We start from the raw sequence: 16,526 nt of genomic DNA, 5'->3' as shown, positions 1-16,526 counted from the left end.
CCTCCCATGCTAGTTTTGTGTTAATCGCTTCACGATTTTCACTGTTTCGTACGCCACTTTTTCCACTTGTTCTTTCGTATTGCCAAGACCAAAGCTAAAACGTACGGATGAACGTATTTGATCGGAGTCTTTTCCAAACATCGCTACTAATACATGTGAAGGATCAATAGAACCAGCTGTACATGCAGAACCACTTGATACTGCAATACCTGCTAAGTCTAAGTTTACAAGAAATGGTTCAATATCCATTCCTGTGAAACTTACATTAAATACATGTGGTAAGCGATGCTCTAAGTTTCCGTTTACCTCAAAAGTAATGTCTTCTTTTTTAAAGACAGATACCATTATATCTTTAAATTCTTCATATTGGGCAATTTTTTGCTCACGTGTTTCTTCCACAAGAAGAATAGCATGCTGAAGTCCCACAATACTAGGTACATTTTCCGTACCTGCACGGCGTTTTCGCTCTTGCTCCCCGCCTGTTAATAAAGGTTCAAATTTCACCCCTGTGCTAGCATATAAAAATCCTACACCTTTTGGACCATTAATTTTATGAGCTGAAATGGATAATAAATCAATGCCTAATTTTTTCACATCAATTGCTGTTAAACCATAGGCTTGTACAGCATCCGTATGGAAATAAGCTTGATGTTCTTTTAACAGTTCTCCAATTTCCGCAATCGGTTGAACTGTCCCCACTTCATTATTCCCAAACATAACCGATACAAGAATCGTTTGATCTGTTACTGCCTCTTGCACATCAGAAATTTGAACACGCCCCGTTTTATCAACAGGTAAATACGTCACTTCAAATCCTTCGCGCTCTAGCACTTCACATGTATGCAAGATTGCATGATGTTCAATCTTTGTTGTAATAATATGATTTCCTTTATGGCGATTTGCACGAGCTACACCTAAAAGTGCTAAATTATCAGCCTCTGTGCCACCGCTTGTAAAAATAATTTCATTTGGATTTGCATTGATGCTGCGCGCACAAACGCGTCTTGCCTCATCTACAGCATGGCGCGCTTGACGTCCATAAAAATGAATACTAGACGGATTACCAAACGTCTCTGTCATATACGGAATCATCTTTTCGACTACTTCTGGGTGAAGCTTAGATGTCGCAGCATGATCTAAGTAAATGCGTTCCATCAGATCTCCTTCTTTCCAAATCGTTTCACAAGGAATTAAATGTAAAACATGTAACCCCCATGATTTTCTTCCTCGTAACGTACTAAATCTTCTAAAGTTGTACTATCTAATACTTCTTGCACTGCGTCACGAACACGCATCCATAATTGGCGTTGTGCTGGTTCTTCCTCTTCTAGCATTTCCACAACGCTAATCGGGCCTTCTAATACACGAATTACGTCACCAGCCGTAATATTAGCTGGTTGGTCAGATAATACATAACCACCATATGCACCGCGCGTACTTTTTACAAGACGAGCGTTACGAAGTGGAGAAATTAATTGTTCTAAATAATGCTCAGATAAGTCGTGCGCCTGTGCAATTGATTTTAATGAAATTGGGCCTTCGCCAAACTTTTTTGCAAGATCAATCATAATTGTTAAACCGTAGCGGCCCTTCGTTGAAATTTTCATCTATTTCGCACCTCTTTTCAGAATTTCACTTCTATTGGTTTCATCTTTATTCGTAAGAAAACATAATTTAAAAATCAAAATCCTATGAAATTATAGCATAATATAGTATTATAAGAAATTTCAACTTATGTATTCAAAATGATAACATAAAGTAAAACTTGAATCAGCGAGGGTTTTCTTCATCCCCACTGACTATTAGCCCTTACCAATCGGGCTTTTATCGGTAATTTATCTCCTACCTAACTTCTTTAGAAAAGCGGGAGTATTACTATCCGCAAATAGCAGAAAAAGTTTCACTGTATCTCTTTTCGTGATATAGCAGCTTTTCTCCTGTTTTCATTTCGAATAAAAAAGAAAAACAATTCTGGTCCTCTCCTCTATGCCACTTGTTTTTCTTGTTCAGTTTTCGGTTCAGCTGGTGTACGATTTACTACAATAATCCCAGCTGCAACACACGCTAAGCCGAATAAAACAAACGAATGAATCGCTTCTCCTAAAATCATACTTGATAACAACACACCAAACACTGGTATAAAGAACATATACATCGATACTTTTCCTACTTTGTTATATTTCATAACTGTATTCCATATGCAGAATCCCGCTGCCGATAAGAAAGACAAATATATCAACATAAAGAGCGCCTTCGTACTAAATACAAATGGCATAAATCCAACTTGAAAAATACCAATACACAATAATCCAACCGATCCAAAAATCATTTGATATGCTGTCATGTATCCTACATCTAATGTTTTACTACCTTCTTTAGCTAATATATTTCCGTATGAATACATCATAGCAGCACCAAGTAGTAATAATTCACCAATACCAAAATGGAATGCCAAACTCCCGTCACTTGGTACATTTACCAAGATCACGCCACAAAAGCCGATGGAAACTCCGATTACTTTTCTTATGTTTAATGCATCATCTTTATACAAGAAATGAGCAATTAAAATTTGAAAGAAAGATGATGTCCCTGAAATAATTGCCCCTTCAATACCCGAGCTGTAACTCATACCAATATAAAAGCATACATATTGTAGAAATGTTTGGAACAATCCTATTTGTACTAATTGCTTCGCAGTTTCTTTTTTGAAATGCATATCTTTTCCTAGTACTCTAAAAAAGAATAAAAGCATCACACCTGATAAGAAAAAGCGATAACCAGCAAATAATATTTGCTCACCAACTTCATGTGGCTGAATTCCAAGTTCAGCGTAGCTTAATTTAATGAAAGGAAATGCGCTTCCCCATAAAAATGTTGCTGCCAATGCCGCAATAAACACGCCAATCGGATGAGTAAAAAATTTCTCTGTCTTCACTTGCTGTCTTCCTTCCCGATCTTTTTATGAACAATATTCATATATACCAAAGGAAACGGCAAAACACAAGTTTTTCACTTTATCATATAAACAAAAACATATCATCAAGTAAAAACATATGATATGATGTAGGAGAAATCCAAAATAATAAATAATAAAATTAATTTCAATCGAAATGCTGCTATCCGTATGGATGGCAGCTTTCGTCGTTTTATAGGGATTTCGATTTTGATTCTTTTTCTCAATAAAAAATTGGAAGGAGCGAGTCACAATGAACGGAGAAGTAAAAACTTTACCATCAAAACAGAAGGTATCTACCCCATCTTGGGTTCAAGCATTTAAAAAGCACCATGAACTTATCTTTGCCATCTTATCTGGTGTTTTCATTTTAGCCGGTTGGTTACTAACCAAAAACGAAGCAGCTACTGCTGGAATTACTTTTTATATCCTCGCGTATATCGTTGGAGGATATGCAAAAGCAAAAGAAGGTATTGCAGATACAATCGAAGAAAAAGAATTAAATGTTGAAATGTTAATGCTCTTTGCTGCCATCGGTGCTGCTATAATCGGCTACTGGGCAGAAGGCGCTATCCTAATCTTTATCTTTGCACTAAGTGGTGCGATGGAATCTTATACATTAAGTAAAAGTCAAAAAGAAATTTCGGCACTCCTTGATTTACAACCGGAGGAAGCACTACGTATTTCAAACGGAACTGAAGAACGTATTTCAGTAGGTCAATTACAAATTGATGACATCATTTTAATCAAACCAGGTGAGCGTGTTCCTGCTGATGGTACCATTTATAGTGGTGAGACAAATATTGATGAAGCAGCTATTACAGGAGAGCCTATCCCAAATGAGAAAAAATTTGGTGATGAAGTATTCGCTGGAACTGTAAACTTACGAGGTGCCATTGAAGTTAAAATTACAAAACCAAGTGATCAAACATTGTTCCAAAAGATCATTCGTCTCGTTCAAAATGCACAAAGTGAGAAGTCACCATCACAACTATTCATTGAAAAATTTGAAGGGACATACGTAAAAGGGGTACTTCTTGTTGTTGCTCTTATGATGTTTGTACCTCACTTTCTACTAGGCTGGAGCTGGAATGAAACATTTTATCGCGCTATGATTTTACTTGTAGTTGCTTCTCCTTGTGCACTCGTTGCAGCAATTACACCAGCAACTTTATCTGCTATCTCTAATGGTGCAAGAAACGGTATTTTATTTAAGGGAGGCATTCATTTAGAACGCCTTGCCTCTGTAAAAGCGATTGCCTTTGATAAAACAGGTACATTAACACAAGGGAAACCTACTGTAACAGACGTATATGTGCGAGAAGGAATGACAGAAAAAGAGGTACTTTATATTACAGCAGCTATTGAAAGTCATTCTACGCATCCTTTAGCTGAATCAATTGTGAAATATGCAAAACACGCATATGACATTACATTAGCCAAACCAGAAAATGTAGAAGATGTCACTGGATTTGGCTTAAAAGGAATTTTAGAGAATACAGCTTATAAAATTGGTAAAGCAGATTTTATCGGCGAAGAAACAAAGACTTTCTATAACGGCATTGCTAATACTCTCGAACAAGAAGGAAAAACAGTTGTCTATATTAGTGATGAAAAAGGTATTCTTGGCCTTATTGCTTTAAAAGATACATTGCGCCAAGAAACAATTGCCGCTATTCGTGATTTACAAAAAATTGGTGTTGAAGCCATCATGATTACTGGTGATAATGAGGAAACAGCAAAAGCAATTGCAGCTGAAAGTAACATAAAGGAATATTATGCTTCATGCCTGCCAGAAACAAAAGTTGAAACAGTAAAACAATTAAAAGAAAAATATGGCACAGTCGCAATGGTTGGTGATGGTATTAACGATGCTCCTGCACTCGCTACAGCTAGTATTGGTGTTGCCATGGGAGAAGGAACAGACGTCGCTTTAGAAACCGCAGATGTTGTTCTTATGAAAAACGAACTATCTCGTCTTTCTCAAGCCATTCGCTTATCAAAGCGAATGAATCGTATCGTGAAACAAAACGTTATCTTTTCTTTAGCAGTAATTGCAATGCTTATTTGCTCGAACTTCTTGCAATTTTTAGCTCTTCCATTTGGTGTTATCGGCCATGAAGGAAGCACAATCCTTGTTATTTTAAACGGCTTACGTTTATTAAAAGGAGATAACTAAACGGGTCCCCAGAGGGAACCCGTTTTTTTTAATGATAGCTATTATGTCCATTCGCACTGCTACTCGTTTTGTGCTTTGGATGTGAGCTACTATTTTTTTTACCTTGGTTTTTATTATTGTGATTTTTTTTGTTATTACTCATTTTAAATCCCCCCTGTTCCTCTTTATTATGGAACAGAAAATTACTTTTCATCACGGGAATTATTGTCACTTGTTCGATAAAAATGTAGTAATCCATTAATTTCCCCGCCAAGTAAAATGACCCAGGCTGTTAAATAGAACCACAACATTAAAATGATAATACCACCAAGACCACCATATGTATTGGCATAATTTGCAAACTTATCTACATAAAAAGCAAATGAGTACGATACCACAATCCATCCAATCGTTGCAAATAATGCTCCTGATACTACTTCTCTTTTTTTTAACTTTCGATCAGGTGTGAATGTATATAGAAAGCTGAATAAAGCAAATAACACAAAGAAACTAGCTACTAATCGTGTAATGCTCCATACAAAAGAAAAGCTCTCCGATAAACCAAGCGCTTTAAAAATCGCTGCTCCAATTACTTGTCCAAACACAGGAACAATTAATGCAAAGACAATCATAAAAATGATTGCTAATGTCAACACGATTGACAAAGCCCTTGTTACAATAAAAGAACGTGTCTCTTTTACATCATAAGCACGATTAAAAGCATTCATGATTGCATTTACACCGTTTGAAGCAAACCATAACATCGATAATAAACCAAATGATAATAAACCACCATTTTGTTCATTTACAACTTTATCTACATTCACTTCAATTAAATTCATTGCATCTTCTGGCACATAGGCCTCCAATAAACCAAGCACATCTTCTGTATGAATGGGAATAAAACCAAGAAGCGTAATTAAAAAAACAAGCCCAGGAAAAATAGCAAGCAAGAAGAAATAAGCGAGCTGTGCTGCTAAGCCCGCTACGTCATCTCGCATCGTTCGGTCATATAGGTCTTTCCCAAACAAATAGACACGATTTCCCCTTGCTTTTTCTAGAAATTTTTTCATATTTTTCTAAACGCTTTTCTTCTCTTCTTTATCTTGCTTTAACTCAATGTATGCTTCTGTTTTTTTCTCTTCCGTATTAGATTCCTTCATAAATAATTCACGCGCTTCTTTCATACCACCATCTTCAGCTACTACCGGTTCTTCTTCTGCTTTTAATTCTTCTGCTTTTGGAGACACAGCTTGAATTTCAATTGTCTCTGGCTCAGCCTTTTTCTTACTAAACATTTCTTTTGTTTCCTTTAACGTGCCAACAACAGCTGGCGTTAGCTTCTTTATTTCCGCTACTTTAGCCTTTACTACATTAAAATCTGCCAGTTCGCGTCCCTTCTCTGTAACAGTTTGCATTTTTTCTTTTATCTTCGCATTTTCACCAATTTCAATCATCTTTGACTTTGCTTTTTCTGCCGTATTTTTCACTTTCTCACGATTTTCCTTTTTAAGCATGGAAACAGCTACACCTGCTGCTACCCCAATCGCTATATTTCGAGCTATATTATTCTTTTTTGCCATATTCCTTCACCCTTTCATTTCTTATGTTAAAAAGTATCTCTTTCTAAGCTTACTCATATTCCTTGCTCATTTCGAATGAACGCTAACAGCTTTGCACACCCTTCTGTTACAAGGTCATAGACTTCTTGAAAATTCCCTGTAAAATACGGATCAGGAACATCTGCCCAGCCACCGTCTGGAACAAAATCGGACAGTTTACCAATATAGCCTCCTGCTTTACCTAAGCTTTTTAAATCTGCTATATTCTTGTTGTCCATGGCAATAATATAATCAAACTTTGTTAAGTCTTCTTTTTCTACTTGACGTGCTTTAATTCCTTCAAAAGAGACTTCATTTTCTTTTAAAATTTTTTGTGTTCCTTCATGAGGTGGATGGCCAATATGCCAATCTCCTGTTCCAGCAGAGTCAATTTGGATCTTATCTTCTAGTCGCTCTTGTATAACAAGGTCTCGAAAAATTGCTTCTGCCATAGGAGAGCGGCAAATGTTCCCAAGGCAAACAAATAATACTTGAACCATATTTGTTTCTTCCCTTCTTGCTGCATTTCTTATATATACATATAGTATAAACAACCAATTATTAATTATAAAGGAAATCCCTACTAATTTAATAAGGTTGAAAAGTTTCATTAACGAAAATGATAAAAAATGTTAAGATAGCCTTATGTTATTTTAAAGGGGGACACTTCGGTGGATTTATCCGTAAAATCGCAAGAAAATGTTGAATATATGGTAGAAGCTATTAAAGAAAAATTACGTATGGTAAATGCAGGTGCAATGAGAGCTGCTAGCTTTAACCAGGAAATGTATGAAGATTTAAGAGACATTTATGACCATGTCATGAAACGTGAAACATTCAGCATTAGTGAAATGCAAGCTATTACAGAAGAATTAGGTACATTAATTAAAAAGTAACAGAAAGCCTCTAAATGGGGCTTTTTTCAATTCCAACAAATTTATGACAACTCGCCCCTTCGCTTTATCCTGCTTTTAAATACTGTACAATAAAAATAGAACCTCATCCCAGATTATTTCTCCATACATACTACACGTAAAAAATTGCCACACTACCATTGCTAACTGTTTTTACTGGGGGTGCTTATATTGAGCAATTGGTACAGTAAGACGAAAGATCAAATACTACTTGAACTCAAAACAAATGAACAACATGGTTTAACAGATGAAATGGTACGTAATCGGTTAAACCAATATGGACAGAATGAATTGGTTACGAAGCAAAAACGGACCTTATGGCAACGTATTTTTGCTCAAATCAATGATGTTCTTGTCTACGTCCTTGTGATCGCTGCTCTTATTTCTGCCTTTGTAGGTGAATGGGCCGATGCGAGCATTATCGCTCTTGTCGTTATTTTAAATGCTGTAATTGGTGTGATTCAAGAATCAAAAGCAGAACAAGCGCTAGAAGCATTAAAAAAGATGGCAACACCAAAAGCAATTGTAAAACGTGATGGTGAACTAAAAGAAATTCCATCAGAACACGTCGTCCCAGGTGATATTATTATACTTGATGCCGGCCGTTATATCCCATGTGACTTGCGACTTATCGAAACAGCAAATTTAAAAATTGAAGAGTCGGCTTTAACAGGTGAGTCCGTTCCTGTGGATAAGGATGCACTTTACCATTCATCCATGCAAAATAATGAACAAGTACCACTCGGTGATCAAAAAAATATGGCCTTTATGTCGACACTTGTAACATATGGCCGTGGGGTCGGAGTCGCTGTTGAGACAGGGATGAAATCACAAATTGGGAAAATCGCTACTCTTTTACATGAAGCTGACGATGATACAACCCCGCTTCAAAAAAGCTTAGCACAAGTGGGAAAATATTTAGGGTTTGTAGCTGTAACCATTTGTATCATTATGTTCCTCATTGGATTTTTCCAAGGTCGAGACACATTAGAAATGTTCATGACTGCTATCAGCTTAGCCGTTGCAGCAATCCCCGAAGGATTACCAGCTATTGTTTCCATTGTTCTCGCCATTGGCGTGCAGCGTATGATTAAACAAAATGTTATCATTCGGAAACTCCCAGCTGTCGAAGCTCTCGGTTCTGTCACAATTATTTGTTCAGATAAAACAGGTACTTTAACCCAAAATAAAATGACAGTTACTCATTTCTACAGCGATCGTATATACGATAAATTAGATAATTTAAATATAAATAATGATGCCCAGCGCTTACTATTAGAAAATATGATTTTATGTAATGATGCATCCTACAGTGCTGAATCACAAACTGGTGATCCAACAGAAATTGCACTCCTTATCGCTGGAGGCGCCTTCAATATTCAAAAAGATGCTTTAGAAGATAAACATAAACGACTAAATGAATTGCCATTTGATTCGGATCGAAAAATGATGTCAACATTACATACATACAATCAAGGCTACTATAGCATGACCAAAGGCGCAATTGATAAGCTCTTGCCTCGTTGTACTCATATCTTTATAAATGGTACAACTGAGGTTTTAACAGAATTAGATAAAAAACAAATATTAGACGCTGCTCAATCAATGTCACAGGACGCTTTACGAGTGCTTTCATTTGCTTTCAAACAATATGACACACAAAATATTCGTATCGATCACGTAGAAGAGAACCTTACATTCATTGGACTTGTCGGTATGATTGACCCACCGCGAACAGAGCTAAAAGCATCTATTACAGCGTGTAAAAAGGCTGGTATTCGCACCGTCATGATTACAGGAGACCATAAAGATACTGCATTCGCTATCGCTAGGGAACTTGGCATTGCTGAGAAAGAATCTGAAGTCATGATTGGTATAGATTTGGACCATATTTCAGATGAAAAACTAGAAAATGAAATCAATCATTTAAATGTCTTTGCTCGTGTTTCCCCAGAACACAAGGTGAAAATTGTCAAAGCATTGCGTGCAAAAGGAAATATCGTCTCGATGACTGGAGATGGTGTAAATGATGCCCCATCTTTAAAACAAGCGGACATTGGAGTCGCAATGGGAATTACGGGAACAGATGTAGCTAAAGGTGCAGCTGATATGGTTTTAACAGACGATAACTTCTCGTCTATTGTCAAAGCGGTTGAGGAAGGAAGAAACATTTATCGTAACATTAAAAAGGCAATCCTTTTCCTACTGTCCTGTAACTTTGGAGAAATTATTACACTATTTTTAGCTATTTTACTCGGCTGGGCTACACCACTACGCCCTATTCATATTTTATGGGTAAATTTAATCACAGATACGCTCCCAGCATTGTCACTTGGTGTTGATCCAGAAGACCCAGACGTTATGAAAGACAAACCGCGTCATGCAAAAGAGAGTTTATTCAGTGGTAGTGTTCCTTTTCTGATTCTAAACGGAATTGTCATTGGACTCATTACTTTAATTGCTTTTATTGTTGGGGCAAAGCTCTATACCGGAGATACAAATCTCTTTCCGCTCTTCCCATCTCAAATTGATGAGGATGCTTTATTACATGCTCAAACAATGGCATTTGTCGTACTTAGTTTTTCACAGCTCGTTCATTCGTTTAACTTACGATCAAGTACGAAATCAATTTTTTCAATTGGGGTATTTACAAATAAATACTTAGTTTTTTCTCTTCTTATCGGCGTTCTTATGCAGGTGTGTATTATCTCTATAGCACCGCTTGCAAATATATTTGGAGTACATGCTTTAACAATAAAAGATTGGGGGTTCGTTCTATTATTAAGCATCATTCCACTTATTGTAAATGAAGTCATAAAACTATTTAAGAAACATTAAAAGGCAATGAGTGAGTTTTCTCATTGCCTTTTCATATTATCCTTGCAATTCTTTTTTAATATTCTCTGTTAATTCTGCCATACGCTTACGGCTTTCTTCACGTTCACGTTTGTTTTGCTCTTCAATTTGCTGCGTTTCTTGCATACCCCTTGAAATAATATTCCATGTTTCTTCAAGTGTCTCCATCTTAATACTAGAAGAACCAGATAATCTCGCTACTTCTACACTTTGCGTTGCAATATTTTGGGCATTTTTCTTAAGCAGTTCATTCGTACGACGATCAAGTTCAGCCATTGAATCTGCAACAAGCTTTTGACGCTTCGCATTTACAGCTTGAATAATTCCATTTTTAAAAATAGGAATCGTTGTAATAAACGCTGTATTAATTTTACCAATTAATTTGTTATTACCGCGTTGAATCATGCGGATTTGCGGTGCTGTTAATAGTGCCACCATACGCGCTTTTTCTAGATCATCAATGCGTTGCTCTAAAATTTCAACAGAGTTTTTAAGGGACTCTAACTCAATACCCGCTAATTGATCGTTATTACGTACGCGTTCTTCATACATTGGAACTAATTCTGTGTTCAAGCGCTCCAATAGCATTTCCCCTGCTACTACATATTTCTCTAAGTCTAAATAATATTTTAAGTTTTGTTCATATAAGCCATCTAATGTACCAATTGATTTCTTCATCTCATCTTGATATTTCGTAATTTCCACGTATACTTTGTCCATTTCACGGCCCATTGTTTGATACTTACTAAAGATTTGCTCAATCATTTTATCTGCTTTTTTAAACATACGAGAGAAAAAGCCGCTCTTCTCCTCCGCAAAGTCTTTACTATCAAATTTATCCATAATTTTGCCAAGTTGCTTTAACAACTCACCAGAATCCTCTATCTTAGATAAAGACATTGTATGTAAAATTTGATCCGCAAAACGAGAAATTTCCATGGATGGTTCTTTTCCAAGCTCAATTAATTCTAACTGATCTTTAACATCCACTCCATTATAAATGCGTTGCACTTCAGCATCTTGTCTCAGCTGCAACCGAACATCTTGTGCGGTTTGCTCATTTAATTCTGTTTTCGAATCTAGTACGACTGGATTATTCATGTATTATTCTCCCTTTCCTTATAAAAATGGACGAAATAGCCCTTTTATTGTTTGAGATAAATTTTTATACGCTGACGGACCGTGAAATTCAAGATCAAAGTTCACTTCCTCAAGCCAATGGGAATCGAATGCTGCTCCTTCAATATACGGTTCAATATCATTTCTTCCTGTTGGATTGAAGTGCAGTACATCAATTCCAATTTGATTTAAAAATAATAATAAGACCGCATCAGAACGCGTTAATTCTCCACTCTTTTCATTGTTAAATATAACAATTTTCGGTACTTCTTGCGAATAATCAAACTTCTCAAGTAACTCTAAAATATGAGGTGGAATTTGAGAAAGCTGCGCAAAAACATACAGTGCTACATCTTGTTTTGTTTCTTTTCCAACTGGTTTACACAGTTCACTTTCACACGTATGAATGATAGCTTCTGCAATCCCATGCTGCAAACCTTCAGGTAAGCGTTTATGCGGCCACCAGTGACTATTCATAATTTGATCTGGATGCAGTTTCCCAGCACGGTCTAATGCATCTCGATAATGAAATTGAAAGTTTGCTTTTTGTTCTTTTGTAAACGGAAATGTATTAAGTAATAAGCTGTTATCGAATGATGTGACAGCCTTCAAACGCTGGAAATATTCTTTATCATTTTTTGAAACACCAGATACTTTTGCAAATAAAGATGGAATATAAATATGTTTATTTTCCACAAAGAATGTCGGGCGTATAAATGCTTTTTCTTTCGTAATGATAAAGAGTTCATCGTATGTTGTCTTCAGCGTACGCGCTACAGGCGTGTACGTACGAAATTGCCACGGTTTGTATAATAATGAATTATCATGATGAAGCACTTGTTCAATTTCCTTTGATGCTTGATAGGCTACCGTTGCAACACGCTCACGACGCCGATCAGGGAATGGCTCTAATGAAACGCGTCCTGGATGAGAAACGACAAAAGTCTTAGCTTCTTCATCAACGCTTTCAAAACCATCTTTTCCTTCTGGATGATAGTAGAGAACGTCACATCCGAGCATAATAAGAAAATATAAGAAATAGATCTGACTCTCTTTCGCATCACCGTACCAAACGATACGCGGCATTTGTTTCTTATAATTAATTGCAGAAAACCATTTTGCTACGTAATTTTCGCTTAATTTAATTATGTCAATTAAGAAACGACGAAAACCTTCTGTTTTTAAAGATTGATTATGTTGTTTCTCATACAATTTCAATACAGCGATAAATGTTGTATGTATATAATGTTGTAAATCAGGATTATCTACTTTCGGCAACAATTGTTTTCCCGATAAATGTGCAACAAGTCTGTTTACAGTAAGCCCATTTGGTGCCTCTTGATGCAGTGTGAATATTTCTTGAATGTGACGAAGTTTTTCAGAATCAATCACCTTATTCAAATTTTGTTCATGTAGTACATGAATTCCTTTTGCTTCACTATAATCAAATAGTTCATTGAAATATTCGTCTACATCGTTTGGAACACCAAGAATACGACAAGCTATATAGCTAAATTTCATCTCATTCTCTGTTAATTCATACTGTGGGCGCTTTTCTAAAATCATTTCGAATTGTTTTAAGTCAGCTTCTTCTTTTAATGCATATGGATGAAGTGTAAAACGCGAAAACACGACAGTTCACCTCCAGAAACATTTACTTTTTTAAAGAAATAATATCTTATCTTTCTATTATAAACTATTTTAAGTTATAAAAAATGGGCGCTCGCATAACGAGCAAACCCATTTCAATTATTTATCTTCTTTCTTAGTAGCTGCAATCTCTTCTCGGGCTTGTCCTTGTCGCATATAATGCAAAATAAATGTTGCTCCAAATGCCACAACTAAAATAATAAAGAACACCGTATGACTCATTTCGATACCGAATACAGACAAGAACATTTTCGCTGCAATAATTAATATTAAAATATATGCTGTCGTTTCAAGCTCTGGAACACGTTCTAGTAATTTTAAAAATACGCCTGCAATACCACGCATCATTAAGATTCCAAGCATTCCGCCTAATAGTAGAATCCAAACTTCATTGGAAACACCAAAGGCTGCAAGAACACTGTCCACAGAAAACGCAATATCCATTAATTCAACCATTACAACCGTTCCCCAGAACACACCAAACATTCTAACGAGAAGACCGTTTTGGTTTATGCCATGAGCTTCCTCGTCTTCACTATCGCCTTTTCGTTTATCAATGAAGTATTTAATAGAAAGCCATGCAAGATACAACGCTCCCAGTACTTTAACCCACCATAATTTAATTAAGAACATTCCGATTCCGATAGCAATAAATCGGAATGCATATGCACCAATTAATCCATAAAATAACGCCTTTTTACGTTTTTCTTCTGGAAGATGTCTTACCATTACCGCTAACACAAGTGCGTTATCAGCAGATAATAACCCTTCAAGTACAACAAGTGTACCAATTAATCCCCAAGATACTGGATCTTGTAATACTTTAATCCACATGTCCAAATCAAAAAATTGGGCATACGTATCAAGGATTCCTTGTAAAACGCTCATCTTACTATTATCTCCTATTCTTTGCTAGATTTATAGAAAGGTCAAAAAGAAGGAAACGAGGTTCGTTTCCTTCTTATGCATCCAAGCCATACGCTCTTACAAGCGCACCTAATCCACCTTGGAATCCACTTCCTACTGCATTAAACTTCCATTGTCCATTATGACGGTATAATTCACAAAAGACAACTGCTGTTTCAATGGAGAAATCTTCTCCTAAATCAAAACGTAGAACTTCTTCATTTGTCTCTTCATTTGCTAAGCGAACAAATGCATTTGCAACTTGTCCAAAGTTTTGATTGCGGCCTTCCGCATCATAAATTGTAACTGTAATTGCGATTTTATGAACATCTGCTGGAACCTTCTTCAAGTCTACAACAAGTTGTTCATCATCGCCTTCTCCTTCACCTGTACGGTTGTCACCTGTATGTAAAACCGATCCGCAAGGAGATTGTAAGTTGTTATAGAAAATGAAATCTGTTTCTTTCGTACATTTTCCATTTGCATCTAATAAAAAGGCAGAGGCATCTAAATCATAGTCAGATCCACCATCATATGACTTAATGTCCCATCCAAGACCAATTACTGCTTTAGTAAGACCTGGGCTTGTCTTACCTAAATCAATTTTCTGTCCTTTTTGTAATTGAATAACCATTTATATTCACCTCTTCTTAAAAAATGTGTCCATCAATAAAACTGCTGATTCACTGATGGGCATTAGCATTTATTACTCTACATCTAAGCCGAAGTTGTTACATAAAGCACCTAATCCGCCTTGGAATCCACTTCCAATTGCATTAAACTTCCAATCGCCAGCATGACGATATAATTCACCTACTACTACTGCTGTTTCAATAGAGAAATCTTCTCCTAAATCGTAGCGAATTAATTCTGCATTTTTTTCCTCATCTAAAATACGTACGAAAGAGTTGGATACTTGTCCAAAGTTTTGGCTACGGCCTTCACCATCATAAATTGTAATGGTAAAGCAAATACGCTCGATGTGTGAAGGAACATTTTTTAAGTCTACTTTAATTGCCTCATCATCGCCTTCTCCTTCACCTGTACGATTATCTCCTAAATGTTCCACAGAACCATTTGCACCCTTTGGATTATTATAGAAAACAAAATCTTCTGGTCCTGATACTTTACCATTCGCACCTACTAAGAAGATGCTAACATCTAAATCAAAATCATGTTGTCCATCATAACGATTTGTGTCCCAACCAAGTCCTACAAGAACTTTAGAAAGACCTGGATTCGTTTTTGTTAAATCTACCTTCTGTCCTTTTTTTAATGAAATAGATGCCATATATGATTCCTCCTCAAATTGTATTACTGATAACGTGATACAATCTCACTTAAATTCTTATCTTGTGTTCCTTCACCAACTGCAGAAAACTCCCATTCGCTTCCGTGACGATACATCTCACCTGCGATTAACGTTGTTTTCCCTCCGTAATTTTCCGATAAATTATAACGTGCTAATTCTTCACGTGTTTGCGGATTTTGAATACGAATATACGCATTGCGAATCATCCCAAAATCTTGACGACGATTCACGCAATCATAAATATTTACAACAAATACTAAACGATTAATACGGCTTGGAACTTTATGCAATTCTACGAAAATTGTTTCGTCATCGCCTTCTCCTTCACCTGTTAAATTATCACCTGAATGAATAATGCTTCCACAAGTAGAAAGCTTATTTCCAAAATAGACAAGATCATTCTTATTTACAAAACGGTCATTTTCTAGCATAATCACGGATGCATCACAATCAATGTTCGGTTTACTTCCAAATAACGAAGATAGAAATCCACCTGATTGCCCCATTGGGTCCCATCCTAAGCCAACCTGTAATTTTGCTACTCCTGGTTGTCCCTTTGTTAAATCAATCTTCTGTCCTTTTTCTAAAATAATAGGCATGAAGTTTCTTCCTTTCTACAATGTATTTTCCTAATGGGAAAATATTGTATTCTTCTATTCTATTGTAGCATTATTTGTCGATTGAAAAAAAGAATAAATTTCTAATTATATGAAAACATTCGCACCATTTATTCATAAGGATGTAAGAAGTGGGAAATTACCCCTATCATTCCGGCATGATTACGATTTTTCGCAAGTTGAATCTCACAATTATCATAAAGTGAAACTTTAATCAGTGGGGGGTTTTCTTCATCCCCCACTGATTATTAGTTGAACCAATCGGGCTTTTACGGACAGTTTATCTCCCACCTAACTTCTTTGCTTTCACCGAATTTTGAGGTGGGAGTATTACTGCCCGCGAATAGCGGGATAAAATATAACTGGACCTTTATCTCTTATACATCAATTAAAAAACCGACATAAAACCTCTCTTTTTAGATGGGAGAGAGCATCTATTC

The 16,526-nt window shown here is 36.3% G+C and carries 15 protein-coding genes; 3 read left to right on the top strand and 12 right to left on the bottom strand.

Going from position 1 to position 16,526, the window contains the following annotated elements; all coding sequences use genetic code 11:
* Positions 1–9: 9 nt before the first annotated feature.
* The 3 genes from V7183_RS05300 to V7183_RS05290 form a co-directional block, all read right to left on the bottom strand.
* Entirely contained in the window at positions 10–1,155 is a 1,146-nt protein-coding gene (locus V7183_RS05300; RefSeq protein WP_335358920.1) for a cysteine desulfurase family protein, read from the bottom strand.
* A 35-nt stretch (positions 1,156–1,190) separates the two neighbouring features.
* Complete coding sequence (gene cymR, locus V7183_RS05295; protein WP_097897023.1) at positions 1,191–1,607, bottom strand: cysteine metabolism transcriptional regulator CymR; 417 nt, start codon at positions 1,605–1,607, stop codon at positions 1,191–1,193.
* A gap of 377 nt (positions 1,608–1,984) precedes the next feature.
* Positions 1,985–2,935 (bottom strand): DMT family transporter, encoded by a 951-nt coding sequence (locus V7183_RS05290; protein ID WP_335358919.1) that lies wholly within the window; start codon positions 2,933–2,935, stop codon positions 1,985–1,987.
* 271 nt (positions 2,936–3,206) lie between these two features.
* On the opposite strand from V7183_RS05290, the gene V7183_RS05285 reads away from it, so the two are divergent.
* Positions 3,207–5,132, top strand: coding sequence for a heavy metal translocating P-type ATPase (locus V7183_RS05285; protein WP_335358918.1), 1,926 nt, complete (start codon positions 3,207–3,209; stop codon positions 5,130–5,132).
* Between the two features lie 182 nt (positions 5,133–5,314).
* Here the strand turns inward: V7183_RS05285 and V7183_RS05280 are convergent, their stop codons facing one another.
* The 3 genes from V7183_RS05280 to V7183_RS05270 are packed head-to-tail and all read right to left on the bottom strand — an operon-like array spanning position 5,315 to position 7,212.
* A complete protein-coding gene (locus V7183_RS05280) occupies positions 5,315–6,184 on the bottom strand; it encodes a YihY/virulence factor BrkB family protein (protein ID WP_335358917.1) in 870 nt (289 codons plus the stop codon).
* A gap of 6 nt (positions 6,185–6,190) precedes the next feature.
* Complete coding sequence (locus V7183_RS05275; protein ID WP_097898722.1) at positions 6,191–6,694, bottom strand: DUF4075 domain-containing protein; 504 nt, start codon at positions 6,692–6,694, stop codon at positions 6,191–6,193.
* 53 nt (positions 6,695–6,747) lie between these two features.
* Positions 6,748–7,212, bottom strand: a complete 465-nt coding sequence (locus V7183_RS05270) for a low molecular weight protein-tyrosine-phosphatase (protein ID WP_097898721.1) — start codon at positions 7,210–7,212, stop codon at positions 6,748–6,750.
* A 171-nt stretch (positions 7,213–7,383) separates the two neighbouring features.
* Between V7183_RS05270 and V7183_RS05265 the strand changes: the two genes are divergently transcribed.
* Positions 7,384–7,608, top strand: a complete 225-nt coding sequence (locus V7183_RS05265) for a DUF1128 domain-containing protein (protein ID WP_097898720.1) — start codon at positions 7,384–7,386, stop codon at positions 7,606–7,608.
* 189 nt (positions 7,609–7,797) lie between these two features.
* Complete coding sequence (locus V7183_RS05260; protein ID WP_335358916.1) at positions 7,798–10,464, top strand: cation-translocating P-type ATPase; 2,667 nt, start codon at positions 7,798–7,800, stop codon at positions 10,462–10,464.
* Positions 10,465–10,500: 36 nt separating this feature from the next.
* Here V7183_RS05260 and V7183_RS05255 read toward each other — a convergent pair whose 3' ends face one another.
* The 6 genes from V7183_RS05255 to V7183_RS05230 all read right to left on the bottom strand — a co-directional run bounded on the left by V7183_RS05255 (position 10,501) and on the right by V7183_RS05230 (position 16,068).
* Positions 10,501–11,583 (bottom strand): toxic anion resistance protein, encoded by a 1,083-nt coding sequence (locus V7183_RS05255; RefSeq protein ID WP_097898718.1) that lies wholly within the window; start codon positions 11,581–11,583, stop codon positions 10,501–10,503.
* A gap of 18 nt (positions 11,584–11,601) precedes the next feature.
* Entirely contained in the window at positions 11,602–13,233 is a 1,632-nt protein-coding gene (locus V7183_RS05250) for a YceG family protein (protein WP_097898717.1), read from the bottom strand.
* Positions 13,234–13,350: 117 nt separating this feature from the next.
* A complete protein-coding gene (locus tag V7183_RS05245) occupies positions 13,351–14,139 on the bottom strand; it encodes a TerC family protein (RefSeq protein WP_335358915.1) in 789 nt (262 codons plus the stop codon).
* Positions 14,140–14,212: 73 nt separating this feature from the next.
* Positions 14,213–14,791, bottom strand: a complete 579-nt coding sequence (locus V7183_RS05240) for a TerD family protein (protein WP_335358914.1) — start codon at positions 14,789–14,791, stop codon at positions 14,213–14,215.
* A 72-nt stretch (positions 14,792–14,863) separates the two neighbouring features.
* Positions 14,864–15,448, bottom strand: a complete 585-nt coding sequence (locus V7183_RS05235) for a TerD family protein (protein WP_097898714.1) — start codon at positions 15,446–15,448, stop codon at positions 14,864–14,866.
* A 23-nt stretch (positions 15,449–15,471) separates the two neighbouring features.
* Positions 15,472–16,068 (bottom strand): TerD family protein, encoded by a 597-nt coding sequence (locus V7183_RS05230; protein WP_097898713.1) that lies wholly within the window; start codon positions 16,066–16,068, stop codon positions 15,472–15,474.
* Positions 16,069–16,526 lie beyond the last annotated feature (458 nt).

It is taken from the genome of Bacillus sp. JJ1127, assembly GCF_036965845.1.
Lineage (GTDB): Bacteria > Bacillota > Bacilli > Bacillales > Bacillaceae_G > Bacillus_A.
The sequence above is the reverse complement of the archived record's forward strand: the minus strand, read 5'-3'. Positions and strand labels throughout refer to the sequence as shown.